The organism is Lysobacter niastensis (assembly GCF_031457115.1).
GTDB lineage: Bacteria > Pseudomonadota > Gammaproteobacteria > Xanthomonadales > Xanthomonadaceae > Lysobacter_J > Lysobacter_J niastensis_A.
The window spans coordinates 1,746,581-1,769,180 of the sequence record NZ_JAVDVY010000001.1; the positions used below are offsets into that span (position 1 = coordinate 1,746,581).

Below are 22,600 nucleotides of genomic sequence, written 5' to 3' on the forward strand. Positions count from 1 at the left end.
TTAACGGGGCGACGCCGATTCGGGCACCCCGTGGTCATGACGAAGGCGCCGGAGCTTCAGGGACGAATCTGATCGATGACCAGCTCGATCACGCCTGAATCCTTGCCAGCGGGCCTGGCGACGGCTTCCAGGTCGCCGGTCTGCGGCATTGCATCGCCACTGGCCGAAACACGTGCCAGCACTTCGAAGCGATCGAGTTGCGACAGCTTCATCGTCGGCATCGGACTGTCGCCGTCGTCCAGCGTGACCGCGACGGGGAAGCCGCGGGCGGGCAGTTTTTCGACCGCCACCGGCATCGGCGGGCCGCCGGACTGGCGCGCGATGACGAACAAGGTGGCATCGGCGGGCAACTTCGCCGCCAGCGCTGGTGCCAGCGATACCTTGACCTTGAGTCCGCCGGGCGCATTCGCCGCGACAGGCAGTGGCGACAGGCCGGCCTCGCTTCGCGCGGCATCGATCTGCTCGCGCAGACTCACCGCGGTGCGCGCATCGACGATCGCCAGCAACGGTTCCCACGTCTTCGCCGCCTCGGCCGGCTGTTTGGCCTGGCGTTGGGCGATGCCGAGGAACCAGCGTGCGCGCTGGTGCATGGGCTGCGCGGCGAGGGCGCGGTTCAACATCGCCACGGCTTCGTTATCGAACCTGCGCTCCGGTGCTACGAGGGCGCGCATTTCAGCGGCCTCGGCAAGCAGGTCCGGATCGTCCGGCATGAGTTTCAACGCGCGAACCGATGCGTCGCGCGCCTGGGTAGCCCGGCCTTCGGCGAGATAGGCGCGGGAGAGCAGCCGCCAGCCTTCGACCTGGTTCGGATCGCGCTCCAGCTCGGCTTCGAGCTGGCTGATCGCGTCGTCCAGCGATTGCGGTGCACGACGCTGCGCGGGGTCGAGCGCGCCCGGCGAGCCGATGGCGAAGTAGAGCAGGCCGGTGGCCAGAGTCAGCCCGGCGACGGCGCCGAGGCCCGCGACGGGACGGGTGCGCCACAGCGGGCGCAGCACGTAGCCCAGGGCGAGCACGGCCAGCGCGAGGCCGGCGATCACGAAACCGGTCATTACCATTCCTGCTCGTCGTTGTTGTCCTGGCGCGCGGCCGGCGTGCCGCGCGCGCGACGGCGCACCGCGCCGACGACGATCGCGCCGCCTGCAAGCAGCACCAGTGCCGGGCCGAACCACAGCAGCCAGGTCTTGGACTCGACCTGCGGCCGGTACAGCACGAACTCGCCGTAGCGCTCGACCAGGAACTGCTTGATCTCGCGGTCGGTCTTGCCCTGGCGCATCAGTTCCAGCACTTCGCGGCGCAGGTCGACGGCGATCTGCGCGTTGGATTCGGCCAGCGAGTTGTTCTGGCACATCACGCAGCGAAGCTCGGTGACCAGCGCGTTGAAGCGCTTCTCCTCGGACGCGCTGGTGAACTTCAGCGGCGTGGCGTCGCTGGCGGGCTGGGCGGATGCGTTGAAGGCCAACAGCAGCGCCAGCAATGCCGGGGCGATCAGGCTGCGCACGGTTCGCAGACTCATCGCGCCTTCTCGACTTCCGCCAGCTTCGGCAGCAGTTCGTTCTGGATGACCGCGTCCGTCATTGGCCCGACGTACTTCCAGCGGATCACGCCCTTGCCGTCGACCAGGAAGGTTTCCGGCGCGCCATAGATGCCCCAGTTGATGGCGACCTTGCCGTCGTAATCGGTCAACACCATGAAGTACGGGTTGCCGAACTGCTCCAGCCAGCGCAACGCGTCGGCGTGCTCGTCCTTCCAGTTGAAGCCGATCACGCGCAGGCGCTTGCTCTCGGCGAAGCGCGTCAGCACCGGATGCTCGTCGCGGCAGGCCGGGCACCAACTGCCCCAGACGTTGAGCAGGTACGGTGCGCCGAGCAGTTCCTGCGACGTCACCAGACGACCGGGTTCGTGCAATACCGGCAGGCGGAACGCCGGCGCCGGCTTGCCGATCAGCGGCGAGGGCAGGGCCTCGCGATTGGGGTTGCGGCTGAGCATCACGCCGGCGAACAGCAGCACGCCGAGCGCGGCAACGATGATCAGCGGCAACCAGCGCATCGTGGACTTGCGGGTCTGCGGTGCGGCATCGCTCATCGCGCGGACTCCGGAAGCATCGAAGGATTGTCGACGCGGCGGAAACGCCGGTCGGTCGCGGTCACCAGGCCGCCGAGCATCATCAGCAGGGCGCCCGCCCAGATCCAGCGCACGAACGGCTTGACGTGCACGCGCAACGCCCAGCTTCCGCCACCGAGCGGCTCGCCCAGCGCGACGTAGAGATCACGGCTGAAGCCGCGCTCGATCGCCGCTTCGGTCATGACCTGGCCGCCGCTGACGTAGGTGCGCTTCTCCGGATGCATCACGGTCAGCGGCTTGTCGTTTTCGAACACCGCGACGGTGCCGCGATCGGCCTGGTAGTTCGGGCCCTGCGAGTGCACCGCGCCCTCGAAACGGAACGCGTAGCGGCCCAGTTCAACGGTCTGGCCCGGGGTCACCGCCAGTTCGCGCTGCTGGCTGAGGCCTTCGGTGAGCAGCGCGCCGATCAGGAACACGGCGATACCGAAATGCGCCAGCGTCATGCCGAGCATTTCCGCGGTGAATCGATTGCCGGTGGTCTGGCTGCGCAGGCGCGAGACAACAAAGCGCACCGTGCCGAGCAGTACCCAGGCGGCCCCCAGCACGCCGGCGGCCACTTTCCACGGCCCCTGCGGTGCGAAGAAGTACGCGATGGCGCCCGCGACCAGCGCCAGTCCGGCCCACGGCAACAGCATCGCCAACGGTTTGGATACCTGCTCGCGCTGCCAGCGCGTGACTGGACCGAACGGCAGCAGCGCCACCAGCGGCGCCATCAGCAGCACGAACATCAGCGCGAAGTACGGCGGGCCGACCGAGATCTTGCCCAGTTCCAGCGCATCGGCCAGCAGCGGATACAGCGTGCCCAGCAGTACCATCGCGCAGGCCGTGGACAGCAGCAGGTTGTTGGCCAGCAGCAACGTCTCGCGCGAGGCCGCTTCGAACGGCTTGCCGGCATCTTCCGCCGACGGCGCGCGCAGCGCGTACAGCAGCAGCGAGCCGCCGATGACGATGCCGAGGAAGGCGAGGATGAACAGTCCGCGCGCCGGATCGGCGGCGAACGCGTGCACGCTGGTCAGCACGCCCGAGCGCACCAGGAACGTGCCCAGCAACGACAGCGAGAACGTGGCGATGGCCAGCAGCAGCGTCCAGCCGCGGAAGCTGCCGCGCTTCTCGGTCACCGCCTGCGAGTGCAGCAACGCGGCGCCAGCCAGCCACGGCATGAAGCTGGCGTTCTCGACCGGGTCCCAGAACCACCAGCCGCCCCAGCCCAGTTCGTAATACGCCCACCACGAACCCAGTGCGATGCCCAGCGTCAGGAATGCCCAGGCGACGTTGGTCCACGGCCGCGTCCAGCGTAGCCAGCGCGCGTCGATGCGCCCGTCCAGCAGCGCTGCGATGGCGAACGCGAACGGTACGGCGAAGCCCACGTAGCCGACGTACAGCATCGGCGGGTGGATGATCATGCCCGGGTCCTGCAACAGCGGATTGAGGTCGCGGCCTTCGGCGGCGGCCGGCAGCAGGCGCCCGAACGGGTTGCTGGTGAAGATCAGGAACGCGAGGAATCCGGTGCTGACCACGCCCATCACGCCGAGCACGCGGGCAATCACGTCGTTGGGCAGCGCCCGCGAGAAGCGCGCCACCGCGCCCGTCCACAGCGCCAGGATCAACGCCCACAGCAGCAGCGAACCCTCGTGCGCGCCCCACACCGCGGTGTAGCGGTAGATCACCGGCAGCAGCGAGTTGCTGTTCTCGGCGACGTAGCGCAGCGAGAAGTCCTGGCTGACGAAGCCCCAGGTGAGGATGGCGAAGGCAAGGGCGACCAGTGCGAGCTGCGCATACGCCGCCGGCCGTGCGATCGCCATCCACGGTGCGACGCCGCGCTGCGCGCCGGCCAGCGGCAGCGCCGCCTGCAGGACCGATACCAGCAGCGCCAGGATCAGGGCGACCTGGCCGAGTTCAGCCCACACTTACTTCGTGCCCTGTGCGGTGGAAGCCGGCACGTCGTGTTTCTTGTGTGCCATGCCCATCTTGTCGGCCACTTCCTTGGGCATGTAGGTCTCGTCGTGCTTGGCGAGGATTTCCTCGGCGACGAAGGTGTCGCCCTGCATGCGGCCGGTGGCGACCACGGCCTGCTTCTCGCGGAACAGGTCGGGCAGGATGCCGGTGTAGACCACGGGCAGTTCGGCGTCGCCGTCCATGACCTTGAAGCGCGATTCGAGCGAGCCCTGCGTACGCTGGAACGATCCGCCCGCGACCATGCCGCCGAGACGGAAGCGGGCGTGGCCGCCGGCTTCGCCGCGCAACACTTCGCTGGGCGTGTAGAGGTAGGCGATGTTGCGTTGCAGGGCCATCGCGACCAGCGCGGCGGCCAGGCCGGCGGCCACCACCAGGGCGATGACCCACAGCAGGCGGCGGCGACGTACAGGATTCATCGGATCAACTCGTTCGTTACGGTCTTGCCGGTGGCAGGACGGGAGGCTTCGCGTGCGGCGCGCAGGCGCGCGCCACGTAGTTCGCGGCGGATCTGCAGATGGGTGGCGACGAAATCCCAGCCCAGCACGATCGCGAACACCGCGTAGGCGGCGATGACATAGTTCAGGTAACTCACGCTCGGCCTCCATGAGCAAGCGCACTCACCCACGCCTTGCCGGCCTCGCGACGCAGATTGTCGGCGCGGGCGCGGGCGAGCAGCGCGCCGATGAACCACAGCTTGGTGCCGACGATCATCCACACCAGCGGCGGGATCATGCTGGCGTCCATGCTCGACTCGCCGAGCAGGCGGATGGTCTGGCCCTGGTGCAGCGAGTTCCACCACACCACCGAATAGCGGATCACCGGCAGCAGCACCACGCCGACGATGGCCAGCAGGCCGGCGGCGCGCGCGGCGGAGCGGCGGTCGTCGATGGCGTGATACAGGCCGATCACGCCCAGATACAGGAACAACAGGATCAATTCGGTGGTCAGGCGCGGGTCCCAGTCCCACCACGTGCCCCACATCGGCTTGCCCCAGATCGAGCCTGTCACCAGTGTGATCAGGGTGAAGGCAGCGCCGATCGGCGCGCACGCCATCGCCAGGATTTCGCACAGCTTGATGCGCCAGACCAGTGCGATGGCGGCGTAGATCGCCATCAGCCCGAATACGGCCATGCTCATCCAGGCGCTGGGCACGTGGATGTAGAGGATGCGGAAGCTGTCGCCCTGCTGGTAGTCGGCCGGCACCTGGAACAGGGCGCCGTACAGGCCCCAGGCCATCACCAGCAGGCCCAGTCCATAACCCCACGGCGCCCAGCGCGCGGCGAAGCGGTCGAAGTAGGGGGGCGAACCGAGTTTGTGGAACCAGCGCAGGATCGGATTCATCGTTTCTCAGCCCGCTCCCGGGCGTAAGGCCCGGGTGGCGGCAGGATTGTCGCGACCCGAAGTGTGTCGCGGCTTGATCTGTCTCAATTGAGGCGCGCTTGACTCAGCGCGCCTAGCCGAGCGCAATCCGGATCGCCGCGGCGGCCGCCAGCGGCGCCAGTACCAGCGCGACCGCCAGTCCCGCGCCCAGCAGCAGCAGCGCGCCGACCGGGTCCAGTCCCTGGGCTGCGGCGGCCACGCTTCCCGCGCCGAACACCAGCACGGGCACGTACAGCGGCAGCGCCAGCAGGGCCACAAGTATACCGGAGCGCCGCATCCCGACCGTCAGCGCAGCCACCACCGCACCGAGCAGACTCAGCAAAGGCGTGCCCAGCGCCAGCGAGGCCAGCAGCACCGGCAGTTGCTCGCGCGGCAGGTGCAGCAGTTCGCCCAGGAAGGGCGTGGCGACCAGCAATGGCAGCGAACTGGTTGCCCAATGCATGAACGTGCGCACAGCCACCAGCCACGCCAGCGGCACCGGCGCCAACATCCACTGTTCCAGCGAACCGTCCTCGGCATCGCCGCGGAACAGTGTGTCCAGCGCCAGCAGTCCGGCCAGCAGCACCGCCATCCACAGCACCGCGCCGGCCACCTTGGACAGCGCTTCCTTCTCGCCGCCCAGGGCGAGCGCGAACAGCACCACCACCAGCAGGGCGAACATGGCCGGCTGCAGCGCATCGCCTCGGCGGCGCCAGAGCAGGCGCAGGTCGCGCGTCAGCAGGGCGCGGGCGGCGGTGGCCAGGCCGGGCAGGGCTGCACCGTTCATGCGATCTGCTCCCGCAGTTCCAGGCCCTGTTTCTCCATGACCAGCATGCGTGTGCGCACCGGTGGCGCGGCGTAGGCGCCATGCGTGGTGACCAGGGCGGCGCCGCCTTCGCGCAGGTGCGCCTGGACCATGCGGTTCACCAGCTCGATGCCGTCCAGGTCGAGGTTGGCGTAGGGCTCGTCCAGCAGCCATAGCGGCGCGGGCGACATCCACAGGCGCGCCAGCGACAGGCGCTTCTTCTGCCCGGCGGAAAGCTGGCGGGCCAGCGCGTCCTCGAAGCCGGCCAGGCCGACAATGGCCAGCGCGTTCTCGGGCAGCTGGGCGCGGCGGCGACCGTGCAGGCCGCACAGGAAATTCAGGTTTTCCAGTGCACTCAGGTCGGCCTTCAGGCCGGGCAAGTGGCCCAGGTAGGCGATCGCGCGTGCCCGCCGCGCCGGGCCGGCGGGATGGCCGTCGATGTCGATCTCGCCCTCGTCGGCGCGCAGCAGGCCGGCCAGTACGCGCAGCAGCGTGGTCTTGCCTGCGCCGTTGTCGCCCTGGACCAGAAGCGCCTCGCCGGCATCGACGGCGAATTGGAGCGGACCGAACACGGGCTCGTCGTTGCGCGCGAAACGCAGGCCGCGGGCAGCGATCAGCGGCGGGGCAGGTCGGTCAGGTGGGGTCATCGGTCGGCTGGCTACGGCACAGGCGGCCGCGAAGCCGACATTTTATGCGAGACGGCAGCCAATCCCGCGTGCGTCGACGGCAGCGGCCTCGATCCAGTCGGTATGCGCCCCCGTCCGCGCGGAGGGTGGGCGCGGCATCAGCATGTGCAGACGAACTGGCTCACCGGCTCGCCAGGCCAGCACCCCGGCCTGGCCGAATTCGAGCGCCAGGCGGTGCAGCTCGTTCTCGTCGAGCCCGGCCACCAGCCAGCCCGGTTCGCGCCATCCGCCGCCGGGCCCCTGCGCCCAGGCGGGGTGACGGACTGCTCCGACGGCATCGAGCTGGGCGACCAGCAGGGCGTCGGCGGCCTGGTTGGCGGTATCCGAGCGCGGCTCCGAGGCCGGGTTCCAGGCGGTGATGAAGGCGTAGTGTGGTGCCGGCGAATAGGCCTGCAGGTCGCTGGCCTGCTGGCCGACGCGCAGCGGCAGGGTGTCGCCGTCGAGCACGACGACGTACTCCGCGGCGGCGTAGGCGGTGGCCAATTCGGCGGCATCGACGATCTGCAGCTCGCGCATGGCGCGAGTGTCGGCCCGTGGCGATGTCAGCGCAATGACAGTCATGGGGCGGGTGATGACCGATCGTCATGACGACAGGCTATGCCGGTCCGTACACTCCACGCTCCGGCATCATCCCCACACTCACTCTCGGCTCGATCCCGCCCGCAATGACCCTGGAAACCAAACTGCCGAAGGTCGGCACGACCATTTTCACCGTGATGTCGCAGCTCGCGATCGAGCACGGCGCCGTCAACCTCGGTCAGGGCTTTCCCGACTTCAACGTGCCCGAGCGCCTGATCGAGGCGCTGGACCGGGCCATGCGCGAGGGCAAGAACCAGTACGCGCCGATGACCGGCATCCCGGCGCTGCGCCAGGCGATTTCCGCCAAGACCCAGCGCTGCTACGGCTACCGGCCCGATCCCGATGCCGAGATCACTGTGGTATCCGGCGCCAGCGAAGCTATCTTCGACGCGGTGGCGGCGGTGGTGCACCCGGGCGATGAAGTGATCGTGCTCGACCCCTGCTACGACTGCTACGAACCGGCGATCGACCTGGCCGGCGGTCGCGCCGTGCATGTGCCGCTGGATCCGCGAACGTTCGCGCCGGACTGGAACCTGATCCGCGCCGCGGTCACGCCCAAAACCCGGCTTTTGATGATCAACTCGCCGCACAATCCGTCCGGCGCGATGTTCACCGTCGACGACATCGCCGAGCTGACCGCGCTGCTGCGCGATACCGGCATCTACCTGTTGTCGGACGAGGTCTACGAGCACATCGTCTTCGATGGCCGTGTGCACGAATCGGTGTTGCGCTACCCGGAGCTGCGCCGTCGCGCGTTCGTGGTGTCCAGCTTCGGCAAGACCTACCACTGCACCGGCTGGAAGGTGGGCTACTGCATTGCTCCGGCCGAGTTGTCGACGGAGCTGCGCAAGGTTCACCAGTACAACACTTTCTGCACCTTCGCCCCGGCGCAGTGGGCGTTCGCCGAGATGATCGACGCCGAGCCCGGGCACTACGAACAGCTCGGCGCGTTCTACGAGGCCAAGCGCGACCGTTTCCGCGAGCAGTTGCTGACCACCCGCCTCAAGCCGCTGCCGGTGCCGGGCGGTTACTTCCAGCTGGTCGATTACTCGTCGGTCAGCGATCTCGACGATGCGGCGTTCTGCCGCTGGCTGACCGTGGAGAAGGGCGTGGCGGCGATTCCGCTGTCGCCGTTCTACGAATCCCCGCCGACGGGTCAGCGCCTGGCGCGCCTGTGCTTCGCCAAGAACGAGGCGACGCTGGATGCGGCCATCGAACGCCTGCAGAAGCTGTGAGCCAGGAGTGATGCCTATGGAAAACCTCCGCGTATCCCTCATCCAGGGCGATACCCGCTGGCTCGACCCGGCCGCCAACCGCGACTACTACGGCCGCCTGATCGCACCGCTGCACGGCACGACCGACCTGATCATCCTTCCGGAAACCTTCACCAGCGGTTTCTCCAATGAGGCGATCGGCAGCGCCGAGACCATGGACGGCCCGACCGTCGCCTGGATCCGCGAGCAGTCGGCCCGGCTGGGCGCGGCGGTGACCGGCAGCGTGCAGTTGCGCGCCGGAGAAGGAGTGTTCAACCGCATGCTGTTCGCCACGCCCGACGGCCAGCTGCGCACCTACGACAAGCGCCATCTGTTCCGCTACGCCCGCGAGCACGAGCGCTACGCCGCCGGCCGCGACCGGCTGACGGTGGAGTGGAAGGGCTGGCGCATCTGCCCGCTGGTCTGCTACGACCTGCGCTTCCCGGTGTTCTCGCGCAACCGCTTCGACGTGGAGCGCGACCAGCAGCTCGACTACGACCTGCTCCTGTACGTCGCCAACTGGCCGTCGGCGCGCAACTACCCGTGGAAGACGCTGCTGCGGGCGCGGGCGATCGAGAACCTGTGTTTCGTGGCGGCCGTCAACCGCGTCGGCACCGATGGCAACGGCCTGCACTACTCAGGTGACAGCGCCGTGATCGATTTCCTGGGGCACCCGATCAGCGAGTGCACCGACGAGGAGGTGGTCGTCACGACCACCCTGCAGGCGGCCGAACTGCTCGCGCACCGCGAGCGCTTCCCGGCCATGCTCGACGCCGACAGCTTCGAGTTGAGGTAACCGACGCCTGTCGCCACCACGCGCAGGGCGCGTGGTGCACTGCATCGTGTGCGGAATCTTCGGCCACTTCCTGTCGCGAGCGTGAACGATCGCGACGCCGTCGCAGCGAAAAATACGAAACGTGTGCGAGTTGGCGTTTGACGGCGCTGTCGCGCGCATTCATACAACGCGCCGTTAACGTTGCCTGTGCGATTGATACTGCTCGCTCAACTTCCTGAATTGCCGTCTTTATCACTTCACAACGTAGTCACCAGTAAAGGTTGCGCCAAGAAGAGAGCAGAAACATTCCCCAACGGGCTGCAGCGACTTCCCCCGGTCCTGTATGCAACCTCCGCGCGCCCGCTGCGCGCGCGGCCTTCCAGAAGGAGACATGTCATGGCCATTCGCGCACTACGCCCAGTCGGTATGGCCGTCCTAGTGACGGCCGTTACGCTTGCCGGCTGTACCAACTACATCAAGCGGGACGAGTACGATCCCGCCATCGCCGAACTGCGGGCCGCCGACCAGCGCATGCAGTCGCAGATCGATGCGTTGTCGCAGAAGTACGATGCCCTGGTCACCCAGGTGGCCGGTCGCATCCGTGTCGAAACCGGAGCCCATTTCGCTACCGGCGACGCCACGCTGGGCGAGGAGGACAAACCGCTGCTCGACGACTTCGCCAAGGCGATCAACAGCAGTCATTCCGATGCCGTCATCACCGTGGAAGGCTTCGCCGATCCGGCCGGGTCCGCCGGCTTCAACAAGAAGCTGGGCATGCGCCGCGCCGAAGCGGTCCGCGATTATCTGGTCGGTACCGTCGGAATGCAGGCGGGCCAGGTGCGCGCGGTGAGTTACGGCGAGGCCACCAACCGGCAAGTGCGTCCGGGCGCTACCGGCGATGCCGGTCGCGACAACCGCCGCGTCTCGCTGGTGGTCGACTACGCCGGCGGCGGCGGGCAGTCCATGCCTGCTACACCGATGCAGCCGGCTGAACCGGCCGAAGCAACCGAACCGCCGCCGACGCCGGAAACCTGACACTCGGCAGGAACGGTTTCGCGAGAGGCGGAGCGGCGCCGCTGCCGCTCCGTCGTGGGAGAGCGTTGGACGCCCGACATGCGGGCTTCCTTCCTCGGCCGCAGCGACTACACTGACATTGCCGCGCGCAACGCGCGGCACGAACCGATCGACAAGGACGCCGACGCGCGGCGTGTCCGCCATCGGGCTTCGCATCGCGCCGGCTCCGCATGAGGAGTCAGCCATGTCGTTACCAAGACTCGAAGAATTCCTTCATTCCAACCACGTGCCCTACGACACGATGCGGCACCCGCACGCGTTCACGGCGCAGGCGACCGCCGCCAGCGCCAACATCAGCGGCAAGGAAATGGCCAAGACGGTGATGGTGAGGCTGGACGGCAAGCTGGCGATGGCGGTGCTGCCCGCCAACGAATGGCTCAGCCTGGCGAACCTGCGCGATTGCGCCGGCGCGAGCGAAGCGGCCATCGTCACCGAGTCGGAGTTCAAGGACCGTTTCCCGGAGTGCGAAGTCGGAGCCATGCCGCCGTTCGGCAATCTCTATGGCATGGACGTGTATGCCGCCGACAGCCTGGCCGAGGACGAGCACTTCGCCTTCAATGCCGGCAGCCATCGCGAGCTGATGCGCATGGACTGGCGCGATTTCGAACGCCTGGTGCATCCGCGGGTCGCGCACCTGTCGCGCCAATGAGGCGTCCGCGACGGTCGTGCGTCGTCGCGCCGCCTTCACGAACGGCCCACCTACGCTGGGAGAGGGGCGCTTGGCCGGCCGAACATCCGCACGTTGATCGTTAGCCCGGGCAGGTCGTCATGACGCGACCAAAATCGGCTGGGGCGCATGGTCAGGATTGCATGGATCGAGAAGTCGCTTGGACCATGGCGCGACCGGATTCCACCGGGGGCAAGGCCGTGGCTGAAGCGCGGCGCACTGGCGTTGCTGCTGGCATACGGTGCCTACCTGGTCCTGGGCAACCTGTTCCTCAATACGCCGCTCGGACCTTGGACGGCCAACCGTAAGCCCGAGAAGTTCCAGATAGACTGGGGCCCGGGCATGACCTGGTGGCCGGGCCGGGTGACCGTGTGGGACGTGAAGATGAAAGGGCAGGTCGGCCGCACCGTCTGGGCGGTCCAGGCCGGCAAGGCGAGCGGTCGAGTCGCGTTGCTGCCGCTGCTGCACAAGGAGGTGCGTGTCCCCGATGTCGAAGCCCGTGACGTTACCGGCGACGTCGAGCAGGTGAAGGTGAGAAGGCCTCCCCCGGAGGCGCGAGCCGGCGGCTGGGTGCTGAATTTCCAGCGCATCCACAGCGATTCGATTCGCGGCGGCCGCTTCGCGCAACTGTCGCTCGAAGGCGAGGGGAGCGCCGAGGTCGGCCTCTACAAGCAACTGCGCGGTGGCGCGCTCGAATTGACGCCGTCGTGGGCGCGGTTCGCCAAGGCGCGCCTGCTTTACGGCAAGAGTGAATTGCTTCGCGACGGCGTGCTCGACGCGCGCTTCGCCATCGCCCGGCACACGCGCAGCCAGGCGCCCGGTATCCGCAAGCTGTTGATGACCGATGCCGATCTCACGCTGGACGGCCGCACGGCCGGGCTGAACGTCGTCGCCGATCCGGCGGGGAAAATCGACGTTTCCACGGTGCCGGCGAAGGGAACCGCCCGGGTCAGGCTGGGTTTCGCCCGTGGCTCGTTCAAACCCGGCAGCCAGGTGCGCTGGCACATGCCGATGACCGGCACCGACAGCCTGGGCAGGGCGCGCGCGCAGTCGTTGGACCTGCAACTCGATGTCGACCGCGACACGATGCGGGTCAAGGCCCAATCCCCTGCGCAGCAGAACGGATCGGTGATGCTCGATGCCGATCTGCGGATCCGCGGCACCGATATTCCGCTGCAGGATTTCAAGCGCCTGCTGCCGCGGAGTTCGGGGCATGTCGTAGCCCGTTGGCAGGTGCCGTCGCTGGGTTGGCTGGCAAAGCTCTTCGCCGACGCCCCCTGGTTGTCGCTGGAAGGCGCAGGCATCGTCGATGCCGATGTGCGCGTGGTCGATGGCAAGGTCGCCGCCGGCAGCCGGGTGGGCGTGCCCGAGGTACAGGCCGTCGCATTGGTCATGGGCAATCGCATCCAGGGTCGCGCGCGTGCCGAGGGGCGTCTCGACGTCAGCAAGGACGACGAGCTTTTGCCCAAGCTCGACCTGGTCATGGAGGACTTCAACATCGCCGCCGAACGTGCGCCCGGAAGCCCCTATGTGGTCGGGCGCAACCTGCGGCTCAACGTCGAAACCCTGTCGGGCCTGGAGCGCGCCCAGGTCAGGCGGCCCGGTGGGCTCAAGCACGTCACCGAAACGCTGAAGGCGCGCCTGACCTTTGACGACGCGCAGGTCCCCGACCTGCGCGCCTACAACTACTACCTGCCCCAGGCGCACATGCGGTTCGATGGAGGCTCCGGCCTGGTCAGCGGCGATCTCAGCCTCGATACCTCCGGCAACATCGGCCAGGGCCGGGTGCACGTCAGGGGCAATGGCGCGCGGATGCACATGGCAGGAATGGCGCTGCATGGCAATGTCGACATCGATACCCGGTTGCGCAGTGCCGACCTGGTACGCCACGACTTCAACCTGGATGGCAGTCGGATCAACTTCACCGACATCAGCTTCACCGAGCCCGGTGGCGAATCGCGCAGTGGCTGGTGGGCGCGCATCGAACTCGATCGCGCGCGTCTGGACTGGGACAAGCCGGTCACCGTCAACGGCACGGCGCAGGTCGTCATGAAGGACGTGGGCTTCCTGCTTTCGATGTTCTCGCGCCAGCGCGAGTATCCGAAGTGGATCTTCAAGCTCATCGACTCCGGGCAGGCGCGGGCGCACGGCAACGTGCAGTGGCACGACGACACCCTGGTGCTGGATCGCATGGTGGCCAGCAACCAGCGTTACGAGGTGATGGCGGGCCTGCGGCTGCGCAACGGTTCGCGCAAGGGCAGCCTGTTCGCCAACTGGGGGGTGTTGAGCATGGCGGTTGAGGTGAACAACGGACAGCGCGACTTCCACATGCTGCACGCGCGCAAGTGGTACGACTCGCAGCCGGCCCTGCTGCGCTGATTGCGGGAGCATTGGGACGAGCATGACGACCGACCTGCTACCGGAGAAGAGTCCTGCGATGCGCATGCCTGGCGTGCCGGTTCGTGGCCTGCTGGCGCGCGGCCTGCTGTGGCTGATGCTGGCGAGCGGGCTGGCCTGGGCCGGCACCGTGTTCGCTGCCGCGCCTGCAAAACCGACGATGCCGGGTGCGGCCGGGCCCGCGCCGGAAACCACGGCTTCGGCGCCGGTGCGGGTGTGGAACCGGGATCTTGTGACGCTCAATACCCCCTACCGCGGCGTGACGCCGCAGATGCGGGCGAAACTCGCGTCGGAGCGGATCGCCGAATCCATCGACCAGATCGACCCCAACGACCTGCGCGCCGACTGGGCGCGGGTAGGCAGCGATACCGGAGTGCTGTTCACCTCGGGCACCCAACTGCTGTTCGCGTTGCGACCGGGCGATGCCGGCGCGATGGACCGGGCGGAACTGGAGCGTCTGGCTCCCCAGGTGCTGGAGCGTTTCAGGCAGATCCTGCGGGAACGAAAGAGCGCACGGAGCCCCGCCGAAATGATGCGCAATTTCGGACTGGCCGCACTGGCGACGCTGGTGTTCGCGCTGCTGCTGTGGCTCATCGCGCGGGCCAGCGAATGGCTGCGCGAACGGCTGCAGGCGGCTGCCGTACGCCGCGCCGCTTCCGCGCGATTGCGCGGCTTGGATGTGCATGCGGTGACTTCGACGACGCTGCGCCACGCCTTCCGCGGGCTGCGCCTGTTGCTGGTGCTGTTCGCGACCTATGTCTGGCTGGGCTATGTGCTCACGCGCTTCCCCTACAGCCGGCCATGGGGACAGGCGCTCGGGCACTACCTGGCGGAGGCGGCTTCCGAACTCGCTACCGGCTTCGTCCACCACATTCCCTCGCTGCTGATGCTGGTGTTGATCTTCCTGGTCACGCGTGGCGTGGTGCGCCTGGTCGGGATCTGGTTCCGCGGCGTGGAGACCGGGACGTTCGAGGTCGAATGGCTCGAGCCCAGCGCTGTGCCCACCACCCGGCGCCTGGCGAGCTGGGTGATCTGGCTGTTCGCCATCACCGTGGCCTATCCATACATTCCCGGCTCCAAGACCGACGCTTTCAAAGGCGTGAGCGTGTTCGTCGGCCTGATGCTGTCGCTGGGATCGGCCGGCGTGATCAGCCAGATCGTCAGCGGTTTCGTCGCGCTGTACTCGCGGGCGGTGCGACCCGGCGACGTGGTCCGTATCGGCGAAGAGGAAGGCGTGGTGACCCATATCGGCACGTTCTCGCTCAAGCTGGTGACGCGCACGCGCGAGGAAGTCACCATTCCCAACAGCACGCTGGCGACCGTGCCGGTGCGCAATTACACCCGCCACTCCGCGCATGACGGCCTGGTGGTCACCACCAGCGTCGCCGTCGGCTACGACGCGCCGTGGCGGCAGGTGCATGCGCTGCTGCAGTTGGCGGCAGCGCGCACGCCGCAATTGCTGGCCGGGCACAAACCCTTCGTGCTGCAGTCGGCGCTGTCGGATTTCTACGTGCAGTATCAACTCAATGTCGCCGTGGCCGATCCGAAGGAGCGCGTGCACGCGCTGTCGCGGCTGCATGCGGAAATCCAGGATGCGTTCAACGAGTTCGGCGTGCAGATCATGTCGCCCAACTTCGAGGCGCAACCCGAGCACAAGGTATGGGTTCCGCCGGAGCAGTGGCATTCCGCGCCAGCGACCCAGGATTCGCCGGCCCAGGCCGGCGGCGGGCGGGGCGAGGAGGGAAGCGGTACCTGAGGGCGGCGCTTCGGGCCAACCTGTCGGCGAGGCACTTCCGCCCCGTTAACGGGCCTTGGTGTTAACTGCCGTTGACGACGATCGGCGTGGCGCCGGTCGCCGGCATCGCGATGAGCATGAAGCCTCGAGCCTGGTGCCTGGCCGGCCTCCTGTGGCTGGTTCCGGTACTCCACGCCGCTCCGCCGGTTCCCGTCGGGGCCCGCGGAGAAGTGGTGCTGCTCGACATCAAGGGTGGCATCGGTCCGGCCACGCGCGATTTCGTCATCCATGGCCTCGAAAAGGCACGCGACCGCAATGCGCGCGCGGTGGTGCTGCGCATCGACACGCCGGGTGGACTGGATGCCGCCACGCGCGACATCAACCAGGCCATCCTGGCCTCCGACGTGCCGGTGATTGCGTGGGTCGCCCCCGAGGGCGCGCGGGCCGCCAGTGCCGGCACTTACATCCTCTACGCCTGCCATCTCGCGGCGATGGCGCCGGCGACCGCATTGGGCGCGGCGACGCCAGTATCGATGGGCGGGCCGGGACCGGGGCCGATGCCGGGCGCGGAACCCGCACGCAAGCCCGAGCAGCCACCCCCCGGCACGAATGGAAAGCCCGACGCGAATGCCAAGCCGGACAGGCACGAACCGCCCGATGCGATGTCGCGCAAGGCCGTCAACGACGCCGTCGCCTACCTGCGCAGCCTGGCCGAGTTGCGCCAGCGCAATGCCGAGTTCGCCGAGGCGGCGGTGCGCGATGCGGCGACGCTGACCGCGACCCAGGCGCACGCGCAGGGAGTGATCGAAATACTGGCGGCGGATCTACCCGCGCTGCTGCGCCAGGCCGACGGACGCCGGGTGCGCCTGGCGCATCGCGAAGTCGTTTTGGCCATCGCCGGCCAGCCGGTGAACAAGCTCGAGCCCGATTGGCGTTCGCGGCTGCTGGCCGTGATCACCGAGCCCACGGTGGCCTACCTGTTGCTGCTGGTGGGGCTGTATGGCCTCGTGTTCGAGGGCTACAGCCCCGGCGCGGTCCTGCCGGGCGTGGTCGGTGCGATCTGCCTGCTGATGGCGCTGTACGCACTGCAGGTGCTGCCGGTGAACTACGCCGGCATCGCACTGATCGCGTTGGGGGTGGTGTTGATCGCGGTGGAATTCGCGATGCCCAGCTTCGGCGCGCTCGGCATCGGCGGCGTCGTGTCGCTGGTGGTGGGTTCGTTGATCATGTTCGACACCGATGTTCCGGGCTACGGTGTGCCGGGACGACTGGTCGTCGGAATAGGGGGCGCCAGCGCCCTGGTGTTCATGGGCATGATCTGGCTGGCGGCACGCGCGCGACGGCAGCCGGTGGTCACCGGGGTGGAAGAACTGGTCGGTCATACGGCCGTGGCGACACGCGATTTCCAGTGGCGTGAGTTCGACGGACGCGGACAGGTGCGCATCCGCGGCGAGGACTGGCAAGCCGTCTGCGACCGGCCAATCAGCCGTGGCCAGCCTGTGCGCGTGCTCGCACTGGACGGGCTGGTGCTGCGGGTTGCGCCGATGGGCGAACCGGCGGTCCAGACACGAAACGGCGATCCCACCTGAGCAATCCATCCGAGGAGTCGGCCATGTACCTGCCCCTGTATTTTCCGTTGATCCTGCTGGTGGCCGTGTTGGCGGCCAGTGCGATCAAGGTACTGCGCGAGTACCAGCGCGGCGTGGTGTTCCAGCTCGGCCGTTTCTGGAAAGTGAAGGGGCCCGGACTGATCGTGCTGATTCCGGTGGTGCAGCAGATGGTGCGCGTGGATCTGCGCACCATCGTCATGGACGTGCCGCCGCAGGACGTGATCTCGCGTGACAACGTCTCGGTGAAGGTCAGCGCGGTGGTGTACTTCCGCGTGGTCGATCCGCAGAAGGCGATCATCAACGTCGAGCACTTCTACGAGGCCACCAGCCAGCTCGCCCAGACCACGCTGCGCTCGGTGCTGGGCAAGCACGAGCTCGACGAGATGCTGGTCGAGCGCGACAAGCTCAACGACGACATCCGCACGATCCTCGATTCGCAGACCGATGCGTGGGGCATCAAGGTCGCCAACGTCGAGATCAAGCACATCGATATCAACGAGACCATGGTCCGCGCGATCGCGCGCCAGGCCGAAGCCGAGCGACTGCGTCGCGCCAAAGTGATCCACGCCGAAGGCGAGCAGCAGGCCGCGGAGAAGCTGGTCGAGGCGGCCAAGCTGCTCGGCGGCGATCCGCGCGCGATCCAGTTGCGCTACCTGCAAACGCTGACCGAGATCGCGGGGGAGAAGAGTTCGACGATCGTGTTTCCGCTGCCGATCGATCTGATCGAGTCGCTGAAGGGGCGACTTGAAGGCGACAGATCAGGCTGACTTCGGTTTCCAGCCCGACGTAGTCGCACTGACCAAAAGCACGAAGGGCGCTTGCGCGCCCTTCGTGTGTTGCATCTGCGTCGGTCTCGCTTACGCGCCGCCTCGCGGGCCACGTCCGCCGCCGGGGCGACCGCCACCGCGCGGACCGCCGGGTCGCGGAGCGCCACCCGGACGATTTCCACCAGGACCACCAGGACGATTGCCGCCCGGACGGTTGCCGCCAGGACGATTGCCGCCAGGCCCACCGCCGGGGCGTCCGCCCGGACGCGGTGCGCGCGGCTTGTCACCGTACGGATTGAAACTGCCCGGATTGGCGTGGTCGGACGGGAAACTGGGGGCGTTGCCCGGATGTCCGTACGGACGCGAGCTGCGCTGGCCCTGACCGCCGCCGCCGGGACCGCGTCGCTCGCCCTGGCCACCGCCGCCGGTACGTTCACCGCCGTAGCCGCCACCGCCCGTGCGCTCGCCGCCGTATCCGCCGCCGCCACCGGGGCCGCGCTCGCTGCGACCCTGATAACCGCCACCGCCGCCCGGACGACCGCCGCCACCGGGGCGGCCACCGCCGCCGGGCTTGCCGCCGTAGGGCTTCCTGGGGCCGCGTGCACCGTCGGGATTGCGATGACCGCTGGGGCCGGTTTCGACGCCATCGGGCACGTACCAGGTACGGAACGCCGCCGGATTGCCTTCCGGCAACGGCTTGGGTCCTTTTTCCTTGCGCTGCTTGAACGGCTTGTGCGACTGGTTGGCCGCGGCTTCGCCGCTGACCGTCAGGCCGCCGTGCTTGCGCGGACCGCCGCGACCGCGGCCGCCGCGTTCCTCGCGCACGTGATCGAACCGGCGCAGTTCGCGGCCTTCGTCTGCGGTGTTGTGGCCGCCGACATAGCCATGGGCTCGTTCGCCGCCGCCGAAATGCAGGGTCGACTTGGTGGCCTTGCGCTGGCCGATCACCGGCTGCAGCGTCAACGCCGACGGCATGCCGTCTTCCAGGCCGAGCTTGCTGCGCAGCGATTCGACCGCTTCGCTGGCCAGCTCGCGCGACTGGCCGCGCAGCAGTTCGCGCGGCAGCGACACCTCGCCGTAGCGCACGCGCTTGAGGCGGCTGACCTGGCAGCCCTGCGATTCCCACAAGCGGCGCACTTCGCGGTTGCGGCCTTCCTTCACGACCACGCGGAACCAGTCGTGCGAGTCGCTGCCGCCGATGCGCTCGATCTCGTCGAACTTGGCCGGGCCGTCTTCCAGCGCCACGCCGCGGGCGAGGCGGTCGACGATGTTTTCCGGCACGTGCTCCTGGCCTTCCGGCGCACGCACGCGGCAGACGTACTCGCGCTCGACCTCGAACGACGGGTGCATCAGCGCGTTGGCGAGCTCGCCGTCGGTGCTCAGCAGCAGCAGGCCGGTCGTATTGATGTCGAGGCGGCCGATCGCGATCCAGCGCGCGCCCTTGAGCGCGGGCAGGGCCTCGAAAATGGTCGGACGACCTTCGGGGTCCTCGCGCGTGGTCACTTCGCCTTCGGGCTTGTTGTACATCAGCACGCGGGCCGGTTCGGTCAGCGCGCTGGCCACGAACTGGCGACCGTCGAGTTCGATCTTGTCGCCGCTCTTGACGCTCATGCCGACCTGCGCGGTTTCGCCGTTGACCTTGACCAGGCCGTCGGCGATGCGCTGCTCCAGCGCCCGGCGCGAGCCGAGGCCGGCCTGGGCGAGGACCTTGTGCAGGCGCTCTTCCAGGCGCGGGGCTTCGGCGGTGGTGTCGGCGCCGCGCTTCAGGGTGAGCTTGCGGCTCTTTTGCTCAGTCATGTTTCTGTTGCTCCGACTCGGCCAGTTCGGCCTCGTCTGTGTCCTGCTCGGGAACGGTCGTCGTCTCGACGGCGTAGGTGTCTTGTTCGGGATCGTTCACGTCCGCCGCGCGCTCGCCCGGCGCGGCTTCGGGTGTGCCCTCAAGGGCATGTTCGTCTGTGTCTTCGATGGTCGCGTCCGCGACCATGTCTGTGTCGGCGTCCGCGGCTTCTGCCGGCGCATCCTCGTCCTGCGTCACGGCCATGTCAGCCTGCGCCTCGGGCAAGCCCAAGTCGTCATCGGTCCCGATGTCATCGGCCTCGACGTCGTCGCCCGCATCGTCGGCATTGGAGGCTTCCGCCTCGCCGGTGGCGATGCCGCCTGCCGCGATCGGGGCACCCTCGAACTGCAACTGCGGCTCGAGCTCGCCGATGTCCTTGAGCTCTGACAGCGGCGGCAGCTCGTCCAGGCGCTTGAGGCCGAAGTAGTCCAGGAAGCCCTTGGTCGTGCCGAACAGCGCCGGCTTGCCGGGGACGTCGCGGTGGCCGACGACGCGGATCCACTCGCGCTCTTCCAGCGCCTTGATGATGTTGCTGTTGACCGCGACGCCGCGGACCTGCTCGATCTCGCCGCGCGTGATCGGCTGGCGGTAGGCGATCAGCGCCAGGGTTTCCAGCGTGGCGCGGGTGTAGCGGGTCTGGCGCTCGGTCCACAGGCGCGCCACCCAGGGGTGCACGTCGGCCTTGACCTGGAAGCGGAAGCCCGAGGCCACCTCGACCAGTTCGACGCCGCGGTCGGCGTTGGCCTCGCGCAAGGCTTCCAGCGCCTGTTCGACGCTGTCGGCCGGCGGCGGCTGGTCTTCCGGGAACAGCGCGTTCAGTTGCGCCAGCGTCAACGGCTGGTTGGACGCGAGCAGCGCGGCTTCGACGATGCGGGTGATTAACTGTTGGTCCATGAGGAGTGGTTTGCTCTCTGGCTCTTGTCGCTCATTGCCGAAAGCGGACATCGGCGATGGGCTGGTGCTTCATTGATATCGAAAGACGCTGGATCGCGGGGTTGGCGGTCGGGGTAAGGCGATCGCCACGTGCGTCAGGCGTTTGAGTCATCGTTGGCGGCCGGCTCGTCGAACTCGCTGCTCAACTCGATCTCGTCGCCTTCGTTCAGCAGCGCCAGCGACTTGACGTAGATCGGCATCAGCGGGCCTTCCTGGATGATTTCGACCAGTTGCTCCTTGGCCAGCGTCAGCAGGCCCAGGAAGGTCACGACCACGCCAAGCCTGCCTTCTTCCGCGGTGAACAGCGACTCGAATCGGTAGAAGGCGCCGTCCTTCATCCGCTCCAGCAGCTCGCCCATGCGCTGGCGCACGCTCAGCGCGTCGCGCTTGATCGCGTGCTGGGTGAACAGCTCGGCACGCTTGAACACGTCGTGCAGGGCCAGCAGCATTTCCTTCAACTCAACCGGCGGCGGCAGACGCACCGCGGCCCGGTCGGGGACGAAGGCCTGCACCGGCGCGGTGTCGCGCTCCTGACGGGGCAGCGCGTCGATGTCCTCGGCTGCCTTCTTGAAGCGCTCGTACTCCTGCAGTCGGCGGACCAGGTCGGCGCGCGGGTCGTCTTCCTCGCCTTCCTCGATGGCCGAGCGCGGCAACAGCATGCGCGACTTGATCTCGGCCAGCATGGCGGCCATGACCAGGTAGTCGGCGGCCAGCTCGAAGCGCATCTCGTGCATGGCCTGGATGTAATCGACGTACTGGCGGGTGATGTCCGCCACCGGGATGTCGAGGATGTCCAGGTTCTGGCGGCGGATCAGGTACAGCAGCAGGTCGAGCGGGCCTTCGAACGCCTCGAGGATGACTTCGAGCGCGTCCGGCGGGATGTACAGGTCCTGCGGGATCTGCAGCACGGGTTGGCCGTGCACCATGGCAAGCGGCATTTCCTGCTGCTGCGGATGCGCGGAGGCCTGGGGCGGGCCGGCCACGTTCTGCGGATCATTCGCGTCGGATGCGCGTTCTTCGGTCATTCGGGAGCGGCCCCTCCGGGCCGTCGGCACTGCTATCGCTACGATGCTGGCGGCCTGGGATGGCTGCCATGGGGTGTAACGCAACTTGAAGTCGGGATTACTTGATGTCGGGACCGCTAAGTCGACTGTGCTGAACCCGAACGGCGGACGGCCTTCGCGTCACGCGGTGGGCGTGGCGGGGGGCGATCACGGTTGCGGGCGCGGGCCGCGGAGAGCAGCGACGCACCATCTAGGTACGTGCGTGGCGACGGTGTGGGGTCCCGGTCGCGACGGGCCGCTGCGTCCGGCCTCGTGCAATTGGAAGCTAGGGTACGGCCTCACCCTCACGGTGTCCAGCGGCGCGGAGGGTGGGGCTGGCTACAATTCATGCAGGCCCCGCCGGGGGCGACAGGAAGCTGCAAACCTATGTGGTACGTGATCGAGGGGTACGACGGAACCGATGTATTGGCGCAGAGGCTGCAAGCGCGGCCCGAGCATCTGGCGCGGCTGACCGCGCTGCGCGACCAGGGGCGCCTGCTGCTGGCAGGCCCTTGCCCGGCCATCGATGCCGAAGATCCGGGTCCGGCCGGTTTCAGCGGCAGCGTGGTGATCGCCGAATTCGAATCGCTCGAGGCGGCCCGTGGCTGGGCGCAGGCCGATCCCTACGTGGCGTCCGGCGTCTATCAGCGGGTCGAAGTGCGGCCATTCCGCAAGGTCCTGCCGTGACCACAGACCCGCTGCCGCGCGACCAGAGAGTGGCCGCCATCCGACGCGCGCTGGAGGCGGCGCTTGCCCCGCTGTCGCTCGAAATAGAGGACGAGAGCCATCGCCATGCCGGGCACGCCGGCGCCGCCGACGGACGCGGCCACTTCCGCGTCGACATCGTCAGCGCGGCGTTTTCTGGGCTCAATCCTCTCGCCCGCCACCGCGCCGTCTATTCCGCCGTGGGCGAGTTGATGACGACCGACATCCATGCGCTGGCGATCCGTGCCCGCACGCCAGACGAAGCCGCAGGCTGAATCGCATGTCACATGTCGCGGCG

The 22,600-nt window shown here is 68.0% G+C and carries 23 protein-coding genes; 10 read left to right on the top strand and 13 right to left on the bottom strand.

What is annotated here, in order from left to right; translation table 11 throughout:
• Positions 1-56: 56 nt before the first annotated feature.
• From J2X06_RS08000 to J2X06_RS08045, 10 genes are all read right to left on the bottom strand, one after another.
• Entirely contained in the window at positions 57-1,049 is a 993-nt protein-coding gene (locus tag J2X06_RS08000) for a tetratricopeptide repeat protein (protein WP_310060584.1), read from the bottom strand.
• On the bottom strand, positions 1,049-1,513 hold the full coding sequence (locus J2X06_RS08005; RefSeq protein WP_310060586.1) for a cytochrome c-type biogenesis protein: 465 nt from the start codon (positions 1,511-1,513) through the stop codon (positions 1,049-1,051). The genes J2X06_RS08000 and J2X06_RS08005 overlap by 1 nt, the downstream gene beginning before the upstream one ends.
• Positions 1,510-2,082: a DsbE family thiol:disulfide interchange protein gene (locus J2X06_RS08010; protein WP_310060587.1), complete on the bottom strand. Its 573-nt coding sequence runs from the start codon at positions 2,080-2,082 to the stop codon at positions 1,510-1,512. The genes J2X06_RS08005 and J2X06_RS08010 overlap by 4 nt, the downstream gene beginning before the upstream one ends.
• Entirely contained in the window at positions 2,079-4,028 is a 1,950-nt protein-coding gene (locus J2X06_RS08015; protein WP_310060588.1) for a heme lyase CcmF/NrfE family subunit, read from the bottom strand. The genes J2X06_RS08010 and J2X06_RS08015 overlap by 4 nt, the downstream gene beginning before the upstream one ends.
• Complete coding sequence (gene ccmE / locus J2X06_RS08020) at positions 4,029-4,493, bottom strand: cytochrome c maturation protein CcmE (protein ID WP_310060590.1); 465 nt, start codon at positions 4,491-4,493, stop codon at positions 4,029-4,031. It abuts the gene before it with no gap.
• Positions 4,490-4,669 (bottom strand): heme exporter protein CcmD, encoded by a 180-nt coding sequence (locus J2X06_RS08025; protein WP_310060591.1) that lies wholly within the window; start codon positions 4,667-4,669, stop codon positions 4,490-4,492. Before J2X06_RS08025 ends, ccmE begins: the two co-directional genes overlap by 4 nt.
• Positions 4,666-5,418: a heme ABC transporter permease gene (locus J2X06_RS08030; protein ID WP_310060593.1), complete on the bottom strand. Its 753-nt coding sequence runs from the start codon at positions 5,416-5,418 to the stop codon at positions 4,666-4,668. Before J2X06_RS08030 ends, J2X06_RS08025 begins: the two co-directional genes overlap by 4 nt.
• Positions 5,419-5,530: 112 nt before the next feature.
• Positions 5,531-6,223 carry a heme exporter protein CcmB gene (gene ccmB / locus J2X06_RS08035; protein ID WP_310060596.1) on the bottom strand — a complete coding sequence of 231 codons (693 nt, stop codon included), beginning with the start codon at positions 6,221-6,223 and terminating at the stop codon, positions 5,531-5,533.
• Positions 6,220-6,888, bottom strand: coding sequence for a heme ABC exporter ATP-binding protein CcmA (gene ccmA / locus J2X06_RS08040; protein WP_310060598.1), 669 nt, complete (start codon positions 6,886-6,888; stop codon positions 6,220-6,222). Before ccmA ends, ccmB begins: the two co-directional genes overlap by 4 nt.
• A gap of 42 nt (positions 6,889-6,930) precedes the next feature.
• On the bottom strand, positions 6,931-7,488 hold the full coding sequence (locus J2X06_RS08045) for a DUF3293 domain-containing protein (RefSeq protein ID WP_310060601.1): 558 nt from the start codon (positions 7,486-7,488) through the stop codon (positions 6,931-6,933).
• A 104-nt stretch (positions 7,489-7,592) separates the two neighbouring features.
• On the opposite strand from J2X06_RS08045, the gene J2X06_RS08050 reads away from it, so the two are divergent.
• The 8 genes from J2X06_RS08050 to J2X06_RS08085 all read left to right on the top strand — a co-directional run bounded on the left by J2X06_RS08050 (position 7,593) and on the right by J2X06_RS08085 (position 17,784).
• Complete coding sequence (locus tag J2X06_RS08050) at positions 7,593-8,741, top strand: pyridoxal phosphate-dependent aminotransferase (protein ID WP_310061325.1); 1,149 nt, start codon at positions 7,593-7,595, stop codon at positions 8,739-8,741.
• A gap of 16 nt (positions 8,742-8,757) precedes the next feature.
• Positions 8,758-9,555, top strand: a complete 798-nt coding sequence (locus J2X06_RS08055; protein WP_310060604.1) for an amidohydrolase — start codon at positions 8,758-8,760, stop codon at positions 9,553-9,555.
• Positions 9,556-9,930: 375 nt separating this feature from the next.
• The gene (locus J2X06_RS08060) at positions 9,931-10,569 is read left to right on the top strand and encodes an OmpA family protein (protein ID WP_310060607.1); all 639 of its coding nucleotides are present in this window, start codon (positions 9,931-9,933) and stop codon (positions 10,567-10,569) included.
• Positions 10,570-10,792: 223 nt separating this feature from the next.
• Positions 10,793-11,257, top strand: a complete 465-nt coding sequence (locus tag J2X06_RS08065) for an aminoacyl-tRNA deacylase (protein WP_310060610.1) — start codon at positions 10,793-10,795, stop codon at positions 11,255-11,257.
• Positions 11,258-11,404: 147 nt separating this feature from the next.
• The gene (locus J2X06_RS08070; RefSeq protein ID WP_310060611.1) at positions 11,405-13,654 is read left to right on the top strand and encodes a hypothetical protein; all 2,250 of its coding nucleotides are present in this window, start codon (positions 11,405-11,407) and stop codon (positions 13,652-13,654) included.
• 22 nt (positions 13,655-13,676) lie between these two features.
• Positions 13,677-15,428: a mechanosensitive ion channel family protein gene (locus J2X06_RS08075; RefSeq protein ID WP_310060612.1), complete on the top strand. Its 1,752-nt coding sequence runs from the start codon at positions 13,677-13,679 to the stop codon at positions 15,426-15,428.
• 71 nt (positions 15,429-15,499) lie between these two features.
• Positions 15,500-16,996 (top strand): NfeD family protein, encoded by a 1,497-nt coding sequence (locus J2X06_RS08080; RefSeq protein ID WP_310060615.1) that lies wholly within the window; start codon positions 15,500-15,502, stop codon positions 16,994-16,996.
• A gap of 23 nt (positions 16,997-17,019) precedes the next feature.
• Positions 17,020-17,784 carry a slipin family protein gene (locus tag J2X06_RS08085; RefSeq protein WP_310060618.1) on the top strand — a complete coding sequence of 255 codons (765 nt, stop codon included), beginning with the start codon at positions 17,020-17,022 and terminating at the stop codon, positions 17,782-17,784.
• 90 nt (positions 17,785-17,874) lie between these two features.
• Here the strand turns inward: J2X06_RS08085 and J2X06_RS08090 are convergent, their stop codons facing one another.
• From J2X06_RS08090 to J2X06_RS08100, 3 genes are all read right to left on the bottom strand, one after another.
• The gene (locus J2X06_RS08090; protein ID WP_310060621.1) at positions 17,875-19,581 is read right to left on the bottom strand and encodes a pseudouridine synthase; all 1,707 of its coding nucleotides are present in this window, start codon (positions 19,579-19,581) and stop codon (positions 17,875-17,877) included.
• Positions 19,574-20,515, bottom strand: coding sequence for an SMC-Scp complex subunit ScpB (gene scpB / locus J2X06_RS08095; protein WP_310060624.1), 942 nt, complete (start codon positions 20,513-20,515; stop codon positions 19,574-19,576). The genes J2X06_RS08090 and scpB overlap by 8 nt, the downstream gene beginning before the upstream one ends.
• A gap of 134 nt (positions 20,516-20,649) precedes the next feature.
• Entirely contained in the window at positions 20,650-21,579 is a 930-nt protein-coding gene (locus J2X06_RS08100; protein ID WP_310060626.1) for a segregation and condensation protein A, read from the bottom strand.
• Positions 21,580-21,984: 405 nt separating this feature from the next.
• Here J2X06_RS08100 and J2X06_RS08105 point away from each other — a divergent pair, with 405 nt between their 5' ends.
• Both J2X06_RS08105 and J2X06_RS08110 read left to right on the top strand, forming a co-directional pair.
• A complete protein-coding gene (locus J2X06_RS08105) occupies positions 21,985-22,284 on the top strand; it encodes a YciI family protein (protein ID WP_310060629.1) in 300 nt (99 codons plus the stop codon).
• On the top strand, positions 22,281-22,577 hold the full coding sequence (locus J2X06_RS08110; RefSeq protein WP_310060632.1) for a BolA family protein: 297 nt from the start codon (positions 22,281-22,283) through the stop codon (positions 22,575-22,577). The genes J2X06_RS08105 and J2X06_RS08110 overlap by 4 nt, the downstream gene beginning before the upstream one ends.
• Positions 22,578-22,600 lie beyond the last annotated feature (23 nt).

Bases quoted from the DNA above. Each gene is read 5' to 3' on its own strand.
- J2X06_RS08010 (WP_310060587.1), bottom strand. From the start codon at position 2,082: ATGAGCGATGCCGCACCGCAGACCCGCAAGTCCACGATGCGCTGGTTG.
- J2X06_RS08045 (WP_310060601.1), bottom strand. From the start codon at position 7,488: ATGACTGTCATTGCGCTGACATCGCCACGGGCCGACACTCGCGCCATG.
- J2X06_RS08050 (WP_310061325.1), top strand. From the start codon at position 7,593: ATGACCCTGGAAACCAAACTGCCGAAGGTCGGCACGACCATTTTCACC.
- J2X06_RS08070 (WP_310060611.1), top strand. From the start codon at position 11,405: ATGGTCAGGATTGCATGGATCGAGAAGTCGCTTGGACCATGGCGCGAC.
- J2X06_RS08075 (WP_310060612.1), top strand. From the start codon at position 13,677: ATGACGACCGACCTGCTACCGGAGAAGAGTCCTGCGATGCGCATGCCT.
- ccmB (WP_310060596.1), bottom strand. From the start codon at position 6,223: ATGAACGGTGCAGCCCTGCCCGGCCTGGCCACCGCCGCCCGCGCCCTG.
- J2X06_RS08105 (WP_310060629.1), top strand. From the start codon at position 21,985: ATGTGGTACGTGATCGAGGGGTACGACGGAACCGATGTATTGGCGCAG.
- J2X06_RS08065 (WP_310060610.1), top strand. From the start codon at position 10,793: ATGTCGTTACCAAGACTCGAAGAATTCCTTCATTCCAACCACGTGCCC.
- J2X06_RS08000 (WP_310060584.1), bottom strand. From the start codon at position 1,049: ATGACCGGTTTCGTGATCGCCGGCCTCGCGCTGGCCGTGCTCGCCCTG.
- J2X06_RS08055 (WP_310060604.1), top strand. From the start codon at position 8,758: ATGGAAAACCTCCGCGTATCCCTCATCCAGGGCGATACCCGCTGGCTC.
- scpB (WP_310060624.1), bottom strand. From the start codon at position 20,515: ATGGACCAACAGTTAATCACCCGCATCGTCGAAGCCGCGCTGCTCGCG.
- ccmA (WP_310060598.1), bottom strand. From the start codon at position 6,888: ATGACCCCACCTGACCGACCTGCCCCGCCGCTGATCGCTGCCCGCGGC.
- J2X06_RS08090 (WP_310060621.1), bottom strand. From the start codon at position 19,581: ATGACTGAGCAAAAGAGCCGCAAGCTCACCCTGAAGCGCGGCGCCGAC.
- ccmE (WP_310060590.1), bottom strand. From the start codon at position 4,493: ATGAATCCTGTACGTCGCCGCCGCCTGCTGTGGGTCATCGCCCTGGTG.
- J2X06_RS08100 (WP_310060626.1), bottom strand. From the start codon at position 21,579: ATGACCGAAGAACGCGCATCCGACGCGAATGATCCGCAGAACGTGGCC.
- J2X06_RS08005 (WP_310060586.1), bottom strand. From the start codon at position 1,513: ATGAGTCTGCGAACCGTGCGCAGCCTGATCGCCCCGGCATTGCTGGCG.
- J2X06_RS08085 (WP_310060618.1), top strand. From the start codon at position 17,020: ATGTACCTGCCCCTGTATTTTCCGTTGATCCTGCTGGTGGCCGTGTTG.
- J2X06_RS08060 (WP_310060607.1), top strand. From the start codon at position 9,931: ATGGCCATTCGCGCACTACGCCCAGTCGGTATGGCCGTCCTAGTGACG.
- J2X06_RS08030 (WP_310060593.1), bottom strand. From the start codon at position 5,418: ATGAATCCGATCCTGCGCTGGTTCCACAAACTCGGTTCGCCCCCCTAC.